Below are 17,033 nucleotides of genomic sequence, written 5' to 3'. Positions count from 1 at the left end.
AGCGCCCACAGCGACACGCCCGACGCTGATCGTGCGGCCCCGGCTCGGCCGTGTCGAGACCGCGGGCGCCCGCCCGCGGCGGGAGGGACGGTCGTGGGACGGAACGGAGTGGCGGTCCGGCACGGCGCGGGCCGCCGGGCGCCCCGGTGGGTGCGGCTGCTGCGCACCGCGCTCGTGGTGGTGGTCGTCTGCGCCGTCGCCGGCGTCTCGCTCGCCGCGATCACCGCCTGGCGGCTCACCTCGGAGCTGCAGCACTCCGCCGTCGACATCGGCAACGGGACGACTGCGCAGACGCCCTCGATCGGCGCCTTCTCGGGCGCGTTCTCGGTGCTGCTCGTCGGCGAGGACAACTCGAGCGGCCAGACGGGCTTCGGCGCGAGCCGCGACGCGACGCTGAACGACGTCAACATCCTCGTCCACGTGAACGCCGACCACACGAGCGCGACGGTGGTCAGCCTGCCCCGCGACCTCGTGCTCGACCAGCCGCAGTGCACGGACCCGACGACGAAGCAGGTGTACTCCGCCGTGTCCGCCGAGCCGCTCAACACGGCGATCTCCCGGGGCGGCCTCGGCTGCGTCGTCGCCACCGTCGAGCAGCAGACGGGGCTCGCCATCCCGTACGCGGCACTCTTCAGCTTCGACGGCACCGTCGCCATGGCCGACGCGGTCGGTGGTGTGCAGGTCTGCGCCACGAAGGCGATCGACGACCCGAACTCCGGGCTGAAGCTGCCCGCGGGCGTCTCGACGATCACCGGGCGCACGGCGCTCGCCTACCTCCGGGACCGGCACGGCGTCGGCGACGGCAGCGACCTCGGCCGCATAGCCTCGCAGCAGGCCTACATGTCCTCCCTGCTCCGGAAGATGACGAGCAGCAGCACCTTGACCGACCCGGCCAAGCTCTACGGACTCGCGTCCGCGGCCGCCCGGAACGTGGTGCTGTCGAAATCGCTCGCCGACGTGGACACCATGGTCACGATGATGCTGGCGCTCAAGCAGATCTCCCTGTCGAAGATCGCCTTCGTGCAGTACCCCGTCGTCGCGGATCCCGCGGACTCGAACAAGGTCGTGCCGAACGCGACGCTCGCCGCCGCGCTGATGACCCGGGTGAAGGCCGGCGCCGCCATCCCGCTCAGCACCTCGAACCTCGGCAGCAGCGCCGTGGCGGCGAAGACGGCCGCGGGTTCCTCCTCGTCGAGCGCCTCGGCGCCCTCGCCGAGCCCGTCCTCGTCCTCCTCGTCCTCGTCCTCCTCGTCCACGGCGCTCAAGGGCCTCACGGGCCAGACGGCGAGCGAGCAGACCTGCTCCGTCGCGGCCTCCAGCTAGACGACCACCCCTGGCGGCAGGCCCATCAGCTCCGCTTTCGCCGCGAGCAGCGCCCGCAGCAGCTCGAGGGGGAGCGGCTCGTCCAGCGCGAAGTGCAGCGAGCCCGGGGTGCGGGCGTACCCGTCGACGGCCGGCCCGAGCGACTCCAGCACGTGCCCGCTGTGGGGCAGGTAGCTGAGGTGACGGCGGAACGCCGCCAGCCCGGCGATCGGCGCACCGTCCACGAGGAACACCGGCACCGAGTAGGAGATCCCCTCCGTCGCGGACGGCACGAGCCGGCGGATCCGGTGCCGCACCTCGTCGAGCGTCGCGCGGCCGGGCTCGCTGACGCCGGCCAGGTAGTCGTCGATGTCCACGGCGGTCATGCCCGCATCCTGCTCCGCTTCGGCGCCTCCTGGAACACCGGGCGGGCCACCTGCGTCCCGGGGGCCGATCTGAGGCCGCGACGCCGGATCGCACCCGGCTCCGCCGTTCGGCCCATCCGGATGAGCCTCGGGAACGGATCCGGGCCCTCCTGTCGAAATCCGCCGCGCCCGTTCGTCGACATGAGGAAGCGGCCACCCGGGCCGCGACGAGACCGGAAGGAACAGTCATGGCCGAGGAGTACATCGTCCTGATCGTCGAGGAGCCGTGGGACCCCACCGCGGTGACCGAGGAGCAGTGGGGCGCCGCCATGCGGGCCCACCAGGCGTTCGCGGAAGCCGTGCAGCAGGCGGGAGCCTCCATCCTCGGCGGCGACGCCCTGCAGCCGCCGTCGACCGCCGTTCGCATCGTCCCGGCCCGTGACGGCGGCTCGCCCGTCTACACGGACGGGCCGTTCGCCGACACCAAGGAGGTCGTCACCGGCTACTACAAGCTCGGCGTGCGCGACGCCGACCAGGCCCGCGAGCTCGCGGCGCTCTGCCCGAGCGGCGGTCGCCTCGAGCTGTGGCCGGTGATGGCCACCAACGCGATGTGACGCGACCGGATCTACGCTGAGCCGTGGCCGCTCCCTCCCTCGACGACGTCTTCCGTCGGGAGTGGCCGCGGCTCGTCGCCGTCATCGCCCGGACCACCGGCGATCTCGCTCTCGCCGAGGACGCGGTGCAGGAGGCGTTCGCCCGCGCGGCCGCCGCCCGCGACCGCGAGATCCTGATCAACCCGGCAGCGTGGCTCACCACGGTCGCGAAGCGGATCGCGATCGATGCACTGCGTCGCGAGGCCCGCCTCGTCGAGCGGCTGCCGATGCTCGCCGCCGAGGAACCGCCCGCCGTGAGCGACGCGGCCGGCGACGACCGCCTCGCCCTGCTCTTCGCCGTCTGCACGCCCGCGCTGGAGCCGGACGCCCGCCTCGCCCTGGCGCTGCGGTTCGTCTGCGGCGTGCCGACCGCTGAGATCGCCGCCGTGCTGCTCGTGAGCCACCCGGCGATGAGCGCGCGGCTCACCCGCGCGAAGCGGCGGATCGCGGAGCAGCACGTGCGGTTCACCGTGCCCACGGGGGCCGAGCTCGCCGCGCGGCTGCCCGACGTGCTCGCCACGGTGCACCTCCTCTACACGACGGGTCACACCGCCGCCGAGGGCGCCGACCTCCGCCGGACCGGTGTCACGACGACCGCGGTCGAGCTCGCGCGAGCACTCCGCGGCGTCGCGCCGGCGGACCTGGAGGTGGCAGGGCTCCTCGCCCTGCTCCTGCTCACCGAGGCCCGCGCCCCCGGCCGGGTGCGGCCCGACGGGTCCGTCGCCTCGCTCGAGGTCGCGGACCGCGGCACCTGGGATCCCGCCCTGCTCGGGGAGGGCCTCGACCTCGCCACGGCGGCGCTCGCCGGCGGTGGACGCTTCTCGCTCGAGGCAGGCATCTCCGGACTGCACACGTCCGCACGGGACTTCGCGTCCGCCGACTGGCCCGCGATCTGCCGGCTCTACGACCGCCTGGTCGAGCGCTGGCCGTCGCCGGCGGCCGAGGTCGCCCGTCTCGTCGCGCGCAGCTTCCTCCCCGGCGAGGGGCCGGTGTCGCTCGAGGCGCTCGCCGAGCTCGAGATGCGCGCGCCGGCGGCCGCGCGCCACGTGGCGGCCGCCCGTGCCGATCTGCTGCGGCGGATGCAGCGGGTGGAGGAGGCGCGGGCCGCCTACGCGGCGGCGCGCTCCATCGAGCGGAACGCGGCGGTGCGGGACTTCTACGGCGCGCGGATCGCGGAGCTCGAGCAGCGCTGAGCGACCGCGCGTCCAGGACCCGTGCACGGCGGGGGGGATCCGCGGGAGCACGTGGATGCGTGTTCGGGCAGGATCGGCGGTACGCCGAAGGAGGACCATGACCGACGACGCCGAGCGCGAGCGGTTGCAGGGGGCGGACGTCGACGCCTGGCGGCGATGGGGCCCCTACCTCAGCGAGCGGGCCTGGGGCACCGTGCGGGAGGACTACAGCGCCGACGGCGACGCCTGGTCCTTCTTCCCGCACGACCACGCCCGGTCCCGTGCGTACCGCTGGAACGAGGACGGCCTCGCGGGCCTCTGCGACGACGGGCAGCGACTCTGCTTCGCGCTCGCGCTCTGGAACGGCGCGGATCCGATCCTCAAGGAGCGCGCGTTCGGCCTCACCGGCCCGCAGGGCAACCACGGCGAGGACGTGAAGGAGTACTGGTGGTTCGTCGACTCGACGCCGACCCACTCGTGGATGCGCTGGCGCTACGCCTACCCGCAGCGTGCCTACCCCTACGCCGACCTGCTCGAGGAGAGCGCTCGCCGTGGCCGGCACGACCCCGAGTACGAGCTGCTCGACACGGGCGTCTTCGACGAGGACCGGTACTTCGACGTGTCGGTCGACTACGCGAAGGCGTCCCCGGACGACATCTGCCTCCGCATCACCGTGACCAACCGCGGCCCGGAGGCGGCGACGGTCCACCTGCTGCCGACCCTCTGGTTCCGCGACACCTGGAGCTGGCGGCTCGGCGTCCCGGTGCCTTCGCTGACGGCGTCCGGAAGCGGTGCGCTCGTGGCGCGGCACGAGGAGCTGGGCACTAGGACGCTCGCGAGCGACGGATCCCCGGAGGCGCTGTTCTGCGACAACGCGACCAACACCGAGCGGCTCTGGGGACGCCCGGGACCCGCGTACCCCAAGGACGGCATCAACGACCACGTGGTCGACGGCGCCGCCACGGTGAACCCCGACCGCACGGGCACGAAGGCCGCGCTGCACCACGTGGTCGAGATCCCGCGCGGCGGCAGCCACGAGATCCGCCTCCGGCTGTCCCCGGACGTCGCGCCCGACCTCGGGCAGGACTGGGAGCGCACCATGGCGGCGCGCGCGGCGGAGGCCGACGCCTTCTACGGCGGGCTGAGCACGGGCGCGACCGCCGACGAGGCGCACGTCATCCGTTCGGCGATGGCGGGGATGCTCTGGAGCAAGCAGTACTACGCGTACCGCGTGCGCACCTGGCTCACCGGCGATCCGAACCAGCCCGCACCGCCGCCCGAGCGGTGGCACGGGCGCAACCGGCAGTGGCAGAACCTCGACGCCGAAGCCGTCGTCTCGATGCCCGACCCCTGGGAGTACCCGTGGTTCGCGGCCTGGGACCTCGCGTTCCACTGCGTCACCCTCGCGCACGTCGACCCCGCCTTCGCGAAGCAGCAGCTCGCGATGGTGCTGGGGGCCGGCTGGATGCATCCGACCGGGCAGGTCCCGGCCTACGAGTGGGACTTCGGTGCGGTGAACCCGCCGGTGCACGCCTGGGCCGCGCTGCACGTGTTCCGCCGCGACGGCGGCACCGATCTCGCCTGGCTTCGGCAGGTGTTCGAGCGGCTCATCGTCAACTCCACCTGGTGGGTCGCCCGGAACGACCCCGACGGCAACGGGACGTTCAGCGGTGGCTTCCTCGGCATGGACAACATCGGTCCCTTCGACCGCGGCGCGGCGCTGCCCGAGGGCGTCGTGCTCGAGCAGGCCGACGCCACCGGCTGGATGGCGTTGAACTGCGTGAGCATGTTCGAGATCGCGCTGGTCCTCGCCGAGACGGATCCGGCGCTCGAGGACATGGCGCTCATGTTCTTCGACCTCTTCGCCCTCATCGCCCGCGCCACCGAGGGCAGCGGGCTCTGGCACGACGAGGACGGGTTCTTCTACGACCGGCTCGCCCGGCCGGACGGTGCCGGCTGGCCCATCGCGGTGCGCTCGATGAGCGGTCTCGTGCCGGTGTTCGCCGCGGTCGGGGTGCGGCGGGAGCTGCTCGACCGGCTGCCGCGCCTGAAGGCGCACGTGGAGCGGTTCCTCGAGGACCACGGCGACGCGGCGGAGGCCGCCGACATCGATCTGGAGGCCGCCGGCGAAGGGCACGGCCTTCTCGCCCTCGTCGACCGCGAGCGGCTGCGCCGCATCATGCGCGTCGTCGGCGGCGAGGGCGAGATGCTGTCGCCGCACGGCGTGCGTGCCGTCTCGGCGGCGTACCGCGACCACCCGTTCGTGCTGCACGCGGGCGTCGAGGACGAGACCGAGGTCGACTACGAGCCGGCCGAGTCGACGACGGGACTGTTCGGCGGCAACTCGAACTGGCGCGGACCGGTGTGGCTGCCCGTGAACTACCTGCTGCAGCAGGCGCTGCGCCGCTACGGGGAGGCGGCGGGGCACACGGTGCTCTGCGAGTACCCCGCCGGCTCGGGCCGCAGCGCGACGTTCACCGACCTCGCCGCCGACCTGTCGGACCGGCTCGTGAGCCTCTACCTGCCGGATGCCGACGGCCGCCGGGCCGTCTGGGGCGGAAACCCGCGGTTCTCCACCGACCCCGCATGGCGGGACGCGCTGCTGTTCTACGAGTACTTCAACGGCGACGACGGGGCGGGCCTCGGTGCGAGCCACCAGACCGGCTGGACGGGGCTGATCGCGAACCTGCTGCTCGAGCGCATCCGCGATCGGCTCCGCTGAGGACCGGGGCGCTTTCGCGCCTCGGTCGCGGCCGATCGCCGGCACCGTCTCGGCGCCGTTACCCGTCTCGGACGACGCTTTCGTGCCTCGGCCGTTGCACGACGGAGCGACGGAGTCGTCCTGCACACGACCCGCGGTCCTGCAGACCGCCACGACGGACGTGGTGCTGCGAGGCGGGCGGCGTGTCGGTCGCGTCTCACCTGCAACGGACCTGAACCTGGACCCGGCGGCTCGCGCCCGCCAGGAGGACGATGTCGAGGATCCTGATCCGCGCCGGGAAGCGCCCGGACGCGGTGGTCACCCCTGAGGCGTCACTCGCCGCGTCGCGCTGGAGCGTCTTCGGTCGCAACTCGGGCAACCTGCTCTTCAGCAACTCGGTGACCCGGGCCCTGTCGGTGCCCGGCGCGGAGCTCGTCCCCGACTCCCTCGCCCTCGAGCGGACCGCGCCGACGCCGGCGCTCGCCGCCCGCATCGACGAGGAGTTCGATGCGCTCGTGCTCCCGCTCGCGAACGCGTTCCGGCCCGACTTCGTCGGCGCCCTCACCCGCCTCACCCGCCTCATCGAACGCCTGAGCATCCCGGTCGTCGTCGTCGGGGCCGGCGCCCAGCTGCCCGTCGACGGGTCGGTGCGATCGGTCGGTGACGACGTCAAGGACGCCACCCGGGCGTTCGTGACCGCGGTGCTCGACCGCTCCGCCTCCATCGGCGTCCGCGGCGCCATCACGAAGCGGTTCCTCACCGACCTCGGCATCCCCGCCGGCTCGGTCGACGTCATCGGCTGCCCGTCGATCTTCGACGCCGGCCCCTCCTTCACCGTGCGCAGGAAGGCCGACGCGATCACCCGCGACTCGGCCGTCGCGTTCAACACGGCGCTGGCCAATCCGGGGGCGGGCGCCTTCGTGCGCCGCATCACCGACGCCTACCCGCGGAGCGTCTTCATCGGCCAGAGCAACCTCGAGCTCGAGCTGCTCCTCTGGGGCACGCCCATCACGGGTCAGCAGGCCGGGGTGCCCGCGACCACCGACCACCCGCTCTGGACCGGGGACCGCCTGCGCTTCTTCGTCGATCCCCGCAGCTGGATCCGATACCTCGCCGGTAGGGACCTGTCGGTGGGCGCGCGGATCCACGGCAACGTGGCCGCCCTGCTCGCCGGCACGCCGGCCGTCGTGCTCGCGGCCGACTCCCGCACCCTCGAGCTCGCCGACCACCACGCCATCCCGTACCGGGTGATGCCGCGGCTCGACGCGGACCTCGACCTCGACCGGCTCCACGACGAGATCGACCTCGACGCGTTCAACCGCCTGGTGCCCGAGAACTTCGACCGCTACTGCGCCTTCCTGGACCGCAACGGCCTCGCCCATGCCGCCGGGGATGCGGCGGCCACGGCGCGGTTCGACGCCCGGATGGCGGCCGCCCCGTTCCCCGGACCGGTCGGTCCGCCCACCGGACCGGACGGCGTGCGCGAGCTCCTCGACCGGCTGCGGTGGCTGCGGCAGACGAACCCGACTCCGGACGTGCGGACGAGCGACGCGTACACGCCGCCGTTCTCGCCCGATCCGGTCGCCGCGGCGCTGCAGCCGCTCGTGGCCCGGATCGCGGAGCTCGAGCGGGCGCGGGACCGCCGTCGCCGTGCCCTCGATCCGAAGGCGTGGGCCCGGCTCGCCGGTCGCGCCGTCCAGCACGTGCGTGGCCCGGTCGCGCCTGCGACGCAGCCCGCGCGACCGGGCACCCGGACCGCCTGACCGCTCGCGGCGTGCGCGACGGCGCGGCAGGATCGGCGGCGTGACCATCACCCGCTACTTCACCGCCATGAGCCTCGACGGCTACCTCGCGGACGCCGCGGGATCGCTCGAGTGGTTGCTCGCGCTGCCCGACGAGGGCCAGGAGGGCGCCTTCGGCTCCTTCCTCGACGGCGTCGGCGCGATCGCGATGGGCGCCACGACCTACGAGTGGGTGCTCGGTCACGAGCCCGTGCTCGAGCGCCCGGAGCTCTGGCACGACTGGTACGGCGACCGACCCACCTGGGTGTTCACGCATCGCGAGCTCCCATCGATCCCCGGGGCCGACGTGCGCTTCGTCTCGGGCGACGTCGTCCCCGTGCAGCGGGAGATGACCGCCGCGGCGGGGGAGCGGGACCTCTGGCTCGTCGGCGGCGGCGAGCTCGCCGGCGCCTTCGCGGACGCCGGCCTGCTGGACGAGCTGGTGCTGTCCGTGGCGCCGGTGCTGCTCGACGGCGGAGCGCCGCTGCTGCCGCGACGGCTCGAAGGTCGGCTCCGGCTCACCGCCGCTCGGGTGGCCGGCGTCTTCGCCGAGCTGCGCTACGCCGTCGAGCCCTGACCGACGGGCGGAATCGGGCGTTCCGGGCGTCCGATGACGCCCACAGGTGTCCGAACCCGCCCGCCCGCCGGCGGCTCGCCGGACCCCTACGGCCGGTGGCCCTCGAAGCGGGCGAGCCGCCACATCGCGACGGCGGCCACGGCGTCGTCGAGAGTGCCGTACGTGCCGGCGGGCGGGCCCTCGTCGCCGTCCGACGTCAGGGCGTACCCGCTGTGCTCGTTCCCGGTCACGGTCCCGATCCGCGCCTCCGAGGCGGGCCGCCCCGTCTCCAGCACCGCCCAGCGGCCCGCGCCCTCCGGCTCGGTCGTGAGCCCGTCCAACCCGCTCACGGCGCGGCCGTGCAGGGACGGCCCGGCTGCGGGCGCAGCCGGGCCGTCGTCCTGCGGGAGCCGTCGGTCACGACCGCGGCACGTCCTCGCGCCAGGCGCCGGTCTCGGTCGGCCGGCGCTCGATGAACTCCTTGAAGTGCTCGAGGTCCTTCTTCACGCTGCGCTCGTCGAAGCCGAGCACGTCACCGGCCTTCTCGATGACACCCTGCGGATGCCAGTCGATCTGCACGGCGACCCGCGACGAGGTGTCGGAGAGCTTGTGGAAGGTGACCACGCCCGCGTGCTCCGTGCCGTCGACGCTCTTCCAGGCGACCCGCTCGTCGGGGTGCTGCTCGGTGATGACCGCGTCGAACTCGCGCTCGACGCCGCCGATCTTCACCTTCCAGTGGTTGTGGGTGTCGTCCTGCTGCTGGATCGACTCCACGAAGCTGAGGAAGTGGGGGAAGGACTCGAACTGGGTCCACTGGTTGTACGCCTTGTCGACGGGGACGTCCACGTCGATGGTCTCGATGACCTGAGCCATGAGAATTCCTTTCGGTCGTCGGTCGATGTGACATCCGACGGTATGCACGCGGGCTGGGCGGATCCGGAGCGCCCACTGAACGCGCGTCCAGGCGATGGGGGCTCAGCGGGTCGGCATCGCCCGGCCGTGCTCGATCGCGTCGGCCGCCCGCACCAGCGCGAGGTGCGACAGGGCCTGCGGGGTGTTGCCCGCCTGCCGCTTGCCGCCGACGTCGTACTCCTCGGACAGCAGCCCGACGTCGTTCGCGAGACCGACGAGCCGGTCCATCAGGGCCGAGGCCGCATCCCCCCTGCCGCTCGCCGCGTACTGCTCGACGAGCCAGAACGAGCACGCGAGGAACGGGTACTCGCCGGGCGGCAGGCCGTCCGGCGTCGTCTCGCTGCGGTAGCGCAGCACGAGGCCGTCCTGCATGAGGTCGCGCTCGATCGCGGCGACCGTGCCCAGCATCCGCGGATCGTCCGCCTGCAGGTAGCCGACCTGCGGGAGGATCAGCAGCGAGGCGTCGACGTCGCCGCTGCCGTAGTACTGCACGTAGCTGTTCCGCCTGGCGCTGAAGCCGTGCTCCTCGATCTCGGCGCGGATCGCGTCGCGCAGGCGCCGCCAGACGTCGACCGGTCCGTCGAGACCGAAGTCCTCGACAGCCTTCACGGCCCGGTCGAACGCCGCCCACACCATGACGCGCGAGTGGGTGAAGTGCCGCTCCCGGCCGCGCATCTCCCAGATGCCGCTGTCCGTGCGCTTCCAGTGCTTCTCCATGAACGCCATGAGGGCGCGCTGCACCGGCCACGCGTGCTTCGCCTCGTCGAGGCCCTTCTCACGCGCCTCGTGCAGGGCGACCATGACCTCGCCGATGACGTCGGCCTGGTACTGGTCGACGGCGCCGTTGCCGATCCGCACGGGCGAGCTGCCGCGGTAGCCGGGAAGCGTCGTGAGGGTCCGTTCCGGCAGGTCACGCTCGCCGGCGAGCCCATACATGATCTGCACGTCGGCGGGGTCGCCCGCGATCGCCCGCAGCAGCCACGCTCGCCAGTGCTCCGCCTCGTCCTGGTAGCCGTGGTTCAGCAGCACCGAGAGGGTCAGCGAGGCGTCGCGCAGCCAGACGTAGCGGTAGTCCCAGTTCCGCTCGCCGCCGAACTGCTCGGGCAGGCTCGTCGTAGCGGCGGCCGCGATGCCGCCCGTGTCCTCGTGCGTGAGCGCCTTCAGCACGATGAGCGAGCGCACGACGTGATCGCTGTACGGCCCGTCGTGCTCGATGTCGCTGGTCCACTCCTTCCACCAGTCGCTCGAGACCCGGATGGCGTCGTCGACGTCGATCGGATCCGGCGCCTCCCGGTAGGAGGGGTACCAGGTGAGCACCACGTCGACCGTCTCGCCCGCCGCGACGTCGAACTCGCCCTGATGGGAGGGGCCGTGCGCCTTCAGCCGCGGACCGCGCACCACGACGGCGTCGGGTCCGGCGGTCGCGACGAGCGCGCGGGAGTCGCCGTTCCGCTCCACCTGCCGCACCCACGGGGTCGCGCTCGCATAGGCGAAGCGGATCCGCAGGTCCTGCCGCATCCTGACGGTGCCGGTCACGCCGCGGACCCGGCGCACGATGTCGGCGCGGCGGTTGCCGTGCGGCATGAAGTCGGTGACCTCCACCTCGCCCGTGCTCGTGATCCAGCGGGTGACGAGCAGCACCGTCCGGTCGACGTACGAGCGGCGGGCGATCGCCGCCGGCTCGGCCGGCGCGACCAGCCACCGGCCGTGGCTCTCGTCGCCCAGCAGCGCACCGAACATGCTGGGGGAGTCGTAGCGGGGGAAGCAGAGCCAGTCGATGCTGCCGTCGCGACCGATCATGGCGGCGGACTGGCAGTCGCTGATCATCGCGTAGTCCTCGATGGGGAGCGGCATGGCGACATACTGGCCCTGCTCCCCGTCCGTCGCCCCGACGCCCGACACGGAGGTCCCGTGACCGCTGCCAAGCCGCTGATCGGCGTGACCACCTCGCTGGAGCAGGCCGACGAGAAGGGCTGGGTCGGGCAGTACGCCCTCGTGCCCGAGGAGTACCTCCTCGCGGTGTCCGCCGCCGGTGGCGTGCCGCTGCTGCTGCCCCCGCAGCCGTTCGACGACGCGGCGGTGGACCGGGTGCTCGGCGTGCTCGACGCGCTCGTGCTCTCCGGCGGCGTCGACGTGGATCCGGCGCTCTACGGCGCCGACCGCGATCCGCACACCGAGCCGTCACGACCGCAGCGCGACGCCTGGGAGCAGGCGCTCGTGCTCGCCGCGCTGGAGCGCGACCTGCCGGTGCTCGCGATCTGCCGCGGCGTGCAGCTGCTCGACGTGGCCCTCGGCGGCACGCTGCACCAGCACCTCCCGGGGATCAGCGCGGTGAGCCACGGCAGCGAGCCGAGCGTGTTCGTGCCGACCGGCGTGACGATCGAGGCGGGCACGCGGCTGGCAGGGATCCTGCCGGCGGGGGAGCCGATCACGGTGCGGTGCCACCACCACCAGGCGCTCGACCGGGTCGCGGAGGGGCTCGTGGTGACCGCGAGGAGCGCCGACGGGATCATCGAGGCGGTCGAGTCGCCCGCGCACCGCTTCGCGCTCGGCGTGCAGTGGCATCCGGAGCAGGACACCGATCTGCGCCTGCTCGAGGCGCTGGTGGCCGCCGCTTCCTGAACGCTTGCGGCGCATACGCGGTTCCTTGCGCGTGCCGCGGAACCGGCGAGGCCGGCTGACGATACTGGGTTGCCGCGAGGCGAGGGGGCCGAGAGCAGACGACCGGAGCCGAGGAGACGCGCGTGGACCTGTACAGCCTGTGGATCGAGATCATCGCGACCACCTGGAGCCGGATCACCTTCGACATCGTCGTGGCCGTGGTCGCGGCCCTGCTCGTGTCGCTCGTCGTCGGCCTCCTCTTCCGGGCCGTCGCACGGCGACGCGGATGGCCGGAGCGGAGCGTGCAGCGGCTCCGGCGGCCGTTCCGGGTGCTGCTCGTGGTGCTGGCCGTCTGGGCCGGGTTCGACGCGTCGTTGCTGAAGCTGCAGCGGCACACCTGGGACGAGGTCTTCGCCGTCGTCTCGATCGTGGCCGGCGCGTGGTTCGCCGCGACTTCCGTCTCGTTCCTCGTCGACATCGGCCTCAGCCGCTACCGGACCGACGTCGCCGACAACCGGTCGGCCCGCCGGGTGCGGACGCAGATCCTGCTCATCCGCCGCGTCGCCGTCGCGGTGATCGTGGTCGTCGCGCTGGCCGCGATCCTGCTCACCTTCCCCTCCGCCCGGGCGGCGGGCGCGAGCCTGCTCGCCTCGGCCGGCGTCGTGTCGATCATCGCGGGCGTCGCGGCGCAGTCGACGCTCGGCAACGTGATCGCCGGCATCCAGCTGGCGTTCTCCGGCGCGATCCGGGTCGACGACGTGGTGGTCGCCGACGGCCAGTGGGGGCGGATCGAGGAGATCACGCTCACCTACGTCGTCGTCCACGTGTGGGACGACCGGCGCCTCGTGCTGCCGTCGAACTACTTCACGACGACACCGTTCGAGAACTGGACCCGCACCTCGTCGCAGCTGATGCAGGCGGTCGAGTTCGACCTCGACTGGCGCGTCGATCCGCAGGGGATGCGGGAGCAGCTGCACGAGATCCTCGGCAGGACGAACCTCTGGGACGGCCGCACCGCCGTGCTGCAGGTGACGGACGCGATCAACGCGGTCGTGCACGTGCGGATCCTGCTCACCGCGGTCGACGCCCCGACGCTGTTCGACCTGCGCTGCTTCGTGCGCGAGGAGATGATCCGGTGGATGCAGCGGACCGCGCCGGACGCGCTCCCGCGCACGCGGCTCGTGATCACCCGCGATCCGGGGAGCGTCGCGGAGGACCCGGTGACGCAGGGGGAGCGGCGGGACCGCGAACTGTTCAGCGGATCCGCCGAGGCCGACCGCAGGAGCCGCAACTTCACGGGTCCGGTCGCGACGATGGAGCCCTGACCGCTCGGCCCGCCGTTCCGTCCGGTCGCCGACCGAGGAGCGGTCCCGCTACGCCTTCGTGCGCGCCCGCTTGATCGGTTTGGGGCCGGTGGCCGGCTCCTCGCGGGCTCGGCGTTCCTTCTCATCCTTGGTCTTCGGCTTCGGCTCGTCGGCCTTCTTCGACTCGATGCGCACGGTGCCGAGGGCGACCATGAAGCTGAGGATCCAGGACGCCCACGTGAGCACCGTGCGCCAGTCCGCCGGCGACTTCCGCTGCTGCCGCAGCGCGCCGATGCCGGAGATCAGCGACGAGATGATGACGCCGTTGAAGAGGTACTTCCGCAGGGTGCCCATGGTCGGATCAGGGTACTGGTCGTCCGCCGATCGGCGTCTGGTCGTCCGCTGTGCGTCTCTTGGGTGCGCGCTCCACCGCGCCGTCCGAGCTCGTCCTGCTGTCGTGCTCCATGCGGCAGCGGCTGACCGATCGTGCAGTACGCTGCCCGGATGTCGTCGGGAGCCGCTCCGCTGATCGCTGCCGCCCTGCGGCAGTTCGCGGCCGTCGGCTTCGAGGGCGCATCGCTGCAACGGATCGCCGACGACGCCGGCCTCTCGAAGTCGAGCGTGCTGTACCACTTCTCCAGCAAGGAGGCGCTGTTCGACGCCGCCCTCCGCCCGGCCATCGAGGGCCTCGGCACGCTGCTGGAATCGGTCGATCTCGACGGGGACGCGGGCACGCAGGACTTCCTCGCCCGGTTCGTCGACTTCCTCTTCGACCACCGGCTCGCCATCACGGTGATCGTGAACCACGGCAGCGCGCTCCGCGGCATCCCCGTCATCGACGAGGCCGACCAGCTCGTCCGCCGCGTCGAGCAGCTGCTCCGCCCCGCGGAGGGCTCGGAGCGCGACGCGGTGCGCTTCGGCGTCGCCCTCGCCGGCACGGCGTTCGTGCTCGTCGCCGCCGACCGCTGGGGCACCGAGCGGCTCCCGGACGAGACCCTGCGCCCGATGCTCACCTCCGTGCTCGCCGACCTGGTGCTCCCAGGACGCGCCCTTCCCCTCGCCTGACCGCTCCACTCCGCGCGACACCGCCGTCGCATCCGAACCCACCCCTCGAGGACGGCTCCCGCACATGACCGCGTTCCTGTACCGCCTGGGCCGCACCGCGCACCGGCACCCGTGGCGGGTCGTCGCCGCCTGGGTGCTGCTGCTGCTCGTGTTCTGCGTCGGCGGGTTCGGCTTCGGCGGCAAGCTCGCCGACAGCTTCACCATCCCGGGCACCGAGTCGCAGGCCGCGCTCGACCGTCTCGACGCCGTCTTCCCGCAGGCCGCGGGCGGCAGCGCCCAGGTCGTGCTGGTCGCGCCGTCCGGGCAGCGGATCGACGACGCCCCCGAGAAGGCGGCCATCGGCCGGATGGTCACCGCGATCAAGGAGGTCCGGGGCGTCGAGAGCGCGTCGAGCCCGTTCAGCAAGTACTCCACGAAGGCGATCTCCGGCAACCACCGGGCGGCGATCATCGCCGTGCAGTTCACGGCCGGCGACTCGGGCGTGGCCGCCGCGACGAAGCAGCGGCTGAAGGACACCGGCGCGATCGGCCGGGCCGCAGGGATGCAGGTGGCGTTCAGCGGTCAGGCGTTCCAGCAGTCGTCCGTCGGCGTCGGCATCTCGGAGGGGCTCGGCCTGCTGGTCGCGGGCGCTGTGCTCGTCGTCACCTTCGGCTCGCTGCTCGCCGCGGGCCTTCCGCTCGTCTCGGCGGTGATCGGCGTCGCGCTCTCCTACGCGGCCATCCGCATCATCGCCCTGTTCACGGACGTGTCGACCTCCGCGCCCACGCTGGCCCTCATGCTCGGCCTCGCGGTCGGCATCGACTACGGCCTCTTCATCATCTCCCGGCACCGCGAGCAGGTGGCGGGCGGGATGCCGATCGGCGAATCGGTGGCCGCCGCCGTCGCGACCGCCGGCACGGCGGTGACGTTCGCGGGCACGACCGTGATCATCGCGCTGCTCGGCCTGCTGATCGTCGGCATCCCGTTCCTCTCGATCATGGGCGTCGGCGCCGCGTTCGCGGTGCTCGTCGCCGTCTCCTCGTCGGTGACGCTGCTGCCCGCCCTCCTCACCCTCGGCGGGCAGCGGTTCGTGCCGAGACCCGGCAGCCGGGCCGCCCGGCGCGCCGAAGCGGCCGCCGCCGGCGAGGTGCACACCATGGGTGCCCGCTGGGTGGCGCTGGTCGCCAAGGCGCCGGTCGCCGCCGTGGTCCTCGTCGTCGCGGTGCTCGGGGTGCTCGCCGTCCCCGCCGCGAGCCTCGAGCTCAGCCTGCCGAACAACGGCAGCCAGCCCGTCGGCACCGACTCCCGCACGGCGTACGACCTGACCGCGAAGGAGTTCGGGCCGGGCCGCAACGGCCCGCTGGTGATCCTCGCGGACGTGACGCAGAACAACGACTTCATCACTGCGCTCGACGACATCAAGCGCCGGATCCAGCAGCTGCCGGACGTCGCCGCCGTCGGCACGCCGACCCCGAACGCGACGCTCGACTCCGCGATCGTGCAGGTCATCCCCGGGTCGGCCCCCGACTCGCCGAAGACGATCGCGCTGGTCCAACGGATCCGCGCCCTCGAGCCGACCTTCCGGCACGACTACGACATCCCCATCTCCGTCACCGGCACGACGGCCGTGCAGATCGACATCTCCAGCCGCCTCGGCAACGCGCTGCTGCCGTTCGTGCTCGTCGTCGTCGGCCTGTCCGTGCTGCTGCTGCTCGCCGTCTTCCGGTCCCTGATCGTGCCGCTGAAGGCCGCGGTCGGGTTCCTGCTCTCGCTGGCCGCGAGCGTCGGCGTCACGGTCGCCGTGTTCCAGTGGGGCTGGTTCGGCGCGCTCGGCACGGAGCCGGGACCGCTGCTGTCGTTCCTGCCGATCCTCGTGATCGCGATCCTGTTCGGCCTCTCGATGGACTACGAGGTCTTCCTCGTCTCGGGCATGCGCGAGTCGTGGGTGCACACGAAGGACGCCCGCTTCGCGGTGCGCCGCGGCTTCACCCACGGCTCCCGCGTCGTCACCGCGGCTGCGCTGATCATGCTCTTCGTCTTCGCCTCCTTCATCCCCGAGGGGGGCGGCACGATCAAGCCGATCGCGCTCTCCCTCGCCACCGGCATCGTGTTCGACGCGTTCCTCGTGCGGATGACCCTCGTGCCCGCCGTCATGCTGCTCGTCGGCCGGGCGGGCTGGTACCTGCCCCGCTGGCTCGACCGGGTCCTCCCGTCGGTCGACATCGAGGGGGAGGAGCTCGCCGCCCGCCGTGCGCAGCTCGCCTGGGCCGCCGGGCAGGAGGGCTGGCTCCTCTCCGCCGAGCGCCTCGTCGCCGCGGCCCCGTTCACCACCGAGCCGATCGACCTGCGGGTCGGTCGCGGCGGCATCACGACGCTCGCGGTGCCCGCTGCCCTGCGCCGCGGCGTCGTCGCGACGCTCACCGGACACCTCGCGCCCGAGCGCGGCGCGCTGCAGATCGACGGGCATCCCGCCCCGTCGGAGGCCGCGGACGTGCGGCGCCTCGCCGCGCCTGTGCTCGACGACGGCACCGCGGCGAGCGCATCCGTCGGCGAGCTGATCACGGAGCGGCTCCGCGCCGCCCCGCGGCGGGCCCGCAGCGGGTCCGTGGCGATCTGGCTCGAGCGCATCCGCGCCGCCGAAC

The 17,033-nt window shown here is 73.0% G+C and carries 15 protein-coding genes; 10 read left to right on the top strand and 5 right to left on the bottom strand.

What is annotated here, in order from left to right; all coding sequences use genetic code 11:
• Positions 1-93: 93 nt before the first annotated feature.
• Complete coding sequence (locus tag JWQ92_RS11035) at positions 94-1,323, top strand: LCP family protein (RefSeq protein WP_297344510.1); 1,230 nt, start codon at positions 94-96, stop codon at positions 1,321-1,323.
• Here JWQ92_RS11035 and JWQ92_RS11030 read toward each other — a convergent pair.
• Complete coding sequence (locus JWQ92_RS11030) at positions 1,320-1,688, bottom strand: iron chaperone (protein WP_297344509.1); 369 nt, start codon at positions 1,686-1,688, stop codon at positions 1,320-1,322. The genes JWQ92_RS11035 and JWQ92_RS11030 overlap by 4 nt on opposite strands.
• Positions 1,689-1,915: 227 nt before the next feature.
• Between JWQ92_RS11030 and JWQ92_RS11025 the strand changes: the two genes are divergently transcribed.
• From JWQ92_RS11025 to JWQ92_RS11005, 5 genes are all read left to right on the top strand, one after another.
• Positions 1,916-2,281, top strand: coding sequence for a YciI family protein (locus JWQ92_RS11025; RefSeq protein WP_297344508.1), 366 nt, complete (start codon positions 1,916-1,918; stop codon positions 2,279-2,281).
• Between the two features lie 23 nt (positions 2,282-2,304).
• Positions 2,305-3,513: a sigma-70 family RNA polymerase sigma factor gene (locus JWQ92_RS11020; RefSeq protein WP_297344507.1), complete on the top strand. Its 1,209-nt coding sequence runs from the start codon at positions 2,305-2,307 to the stop codon at positions 3,511-3,513.
• A 97-nt stretch (positions 3,514-3,610) separates the two neighbouring features.
• Positions 3,611-6,214: a glucosidase gene (locus tag JWQ92_RS11015; RefSeq protein ID WP_297344506.1), complete on the top strand. Its 2,604-nt coding sequence runs from the start codon at positions 3,611-3,613 to the stop codon at positions 6,212-6,214.
• A 251-nt stretch (positions 6,215-6,465) separates the two neighbouring features.
• Entirely contained in the window at positions 6,466-7,956 is a 1,491-nt protein-coding gene (locus tag JWQ92_RS11010) for a polysaccharide pyruvyl transferase family protein (RefSeq protein ID WP_297344505.1), read from the top strand.
• A gap of 40 nt (positions 7,957-7,996) precedes the next feature.
• The gene (locus JWQ92_RS11005) at positions 7,997-8,551 is read left to right on the top strand and encodes a dihydrofolate reductase family protein (RefSeq protein ID WP_297344504.1); all 555 of its coding nucleotides are present in this window, start codon (positions 7,997-7,999) and stop codon (positions 8,549-8,551) included.
• Positions 8,552-8,637: 86 nt separating this feature from the next.
• Here JWQ92_RS11005 and JWQ92_RS11000 read toward each other — a convergent pair whose 3' ends face one another.
• From JWQ92_RS11000 to JWQ92_RS10990, 3 genes are all read right to left on the bottom strand, one after another.
• The gene (locus tag JWQ92_RS11000; protein ID WP_297344503.1) at positions 8,638-8,880 is read right to left on the bottom strand and encodes a hypothetical protein; all 243 of its coding nucleotides are present in this window, start codon (positions 8,878-8,880) and stop codon (positions 8,638-8,640) included.
• Between the two features lie 67 nt (positions 8,881-8,947).
• Complete coding sequence (locus JWQ92_RS10995; RefSeq protein ID WP_297344502.1) at positions 8,948-9,403, bottom strand: SRPBCC family protein; 456 nt, start codon at positions 9,401-9,403, stop codon at positions 8,948-8,950.
• 102 nt (positions 9,404-9,505) lie between these two features.
• Entirely contained in the window at positions 9,506-11,296 is a 1,791-nt protein-coding gene (locus JWQ92_RS10990) for a glycoside hydrolase family 15 protein (protein WP_297344501.1), read from the bottom strand.
• A 57-nt stretch (positions 11,297-11,353) separates the two neighbouring features.
• Between JWQ92_RS10990 and JWQ92_RS10985 the strand changes: the two genes are divergently transcribed.
• Positions 11,354-12,064 (top strand): gamma-glutamyl-gamma-aminobutyrate hydrolase family protein, encoded by a 711-nt coding sequence (locus JWQ92_RS10985; RefSeq protein WP_297344500.1) that lies wholly within the window; start codon positions 11,354-11,356, stop codon positions 12,062-12,064.
• A gap of 122 nt (positions 12,065-12,186) precedes the next feature.
• The gene (locus tag JWQ92_RS10980; RefSeq protein WP_297344499.1) at positions 12,187-13,368 is read left to right on the top strand and encodes a mechanosensitive ion channel domain-containing protein; all 1,182 of its coding nucleotides are present in this window, start codon (positions 12,187-12,189) and stop codon (positions 13,366-13,368) included.
• Positions 13,369-13,416: 48 nt separating this feature from the next.
• Here JWQ92_RS10980 and JWQ92_RS10975 read toward each other — a convergent pair whose 3' ends face one another.
• Positions 13,417-13,701 (bottom strand): hypothetical protein, encoded by a 285-nt coding sequence (locus JWQ92_RS10975; protein ID WP_297344498.1) that lies wholly within the window; start codon positions 13,699-13,701, stop codon positions 13,417-13,419.
• A 150-nt stretch (positions 13,702-13,851) separates the two neighbouring features.
• On the opposite strand from JWQ92_RS10975, the gene JWQ92_RS10970 reads away from it, so the two are divergent.
• Positions 13,852-14,412, top strand: a complete 561-nt coding sequence (locus JWQ92_RS10970) for a TetR/AcrR family transcriptional regulator (RefSeq protein ID WP_297344497.1) — start codon at positions 13,852-13,854, stop codon at positions 14,410-14,412.
• Between the two features lie 64 nt (positions 14,413-14,476).
• A partial coding sequence (locus tag JWQ92_RS10965; protein ID WP_297344496.1) for an MMPL family transporter occupies positions 14,477-17,033 on the top strand: 2,557 nt, incomplete at its 3' end.

It is taken from the genome of Amnibacterium sp. (genome assembly GCF_025463795.1).
In the GTDB taxonomy this organism is placed as follows: domain Bacteria; phylum Actinomycetota; class Actinomycetes; order Actinomycetales; family Microbacteriaceae; genus Amnibacterium.
The sequence above is the reverse complement of the archived record's forward strand: the minus strand, read 5'-3'. Positions and strand labels throughout refer to the sequence as shown.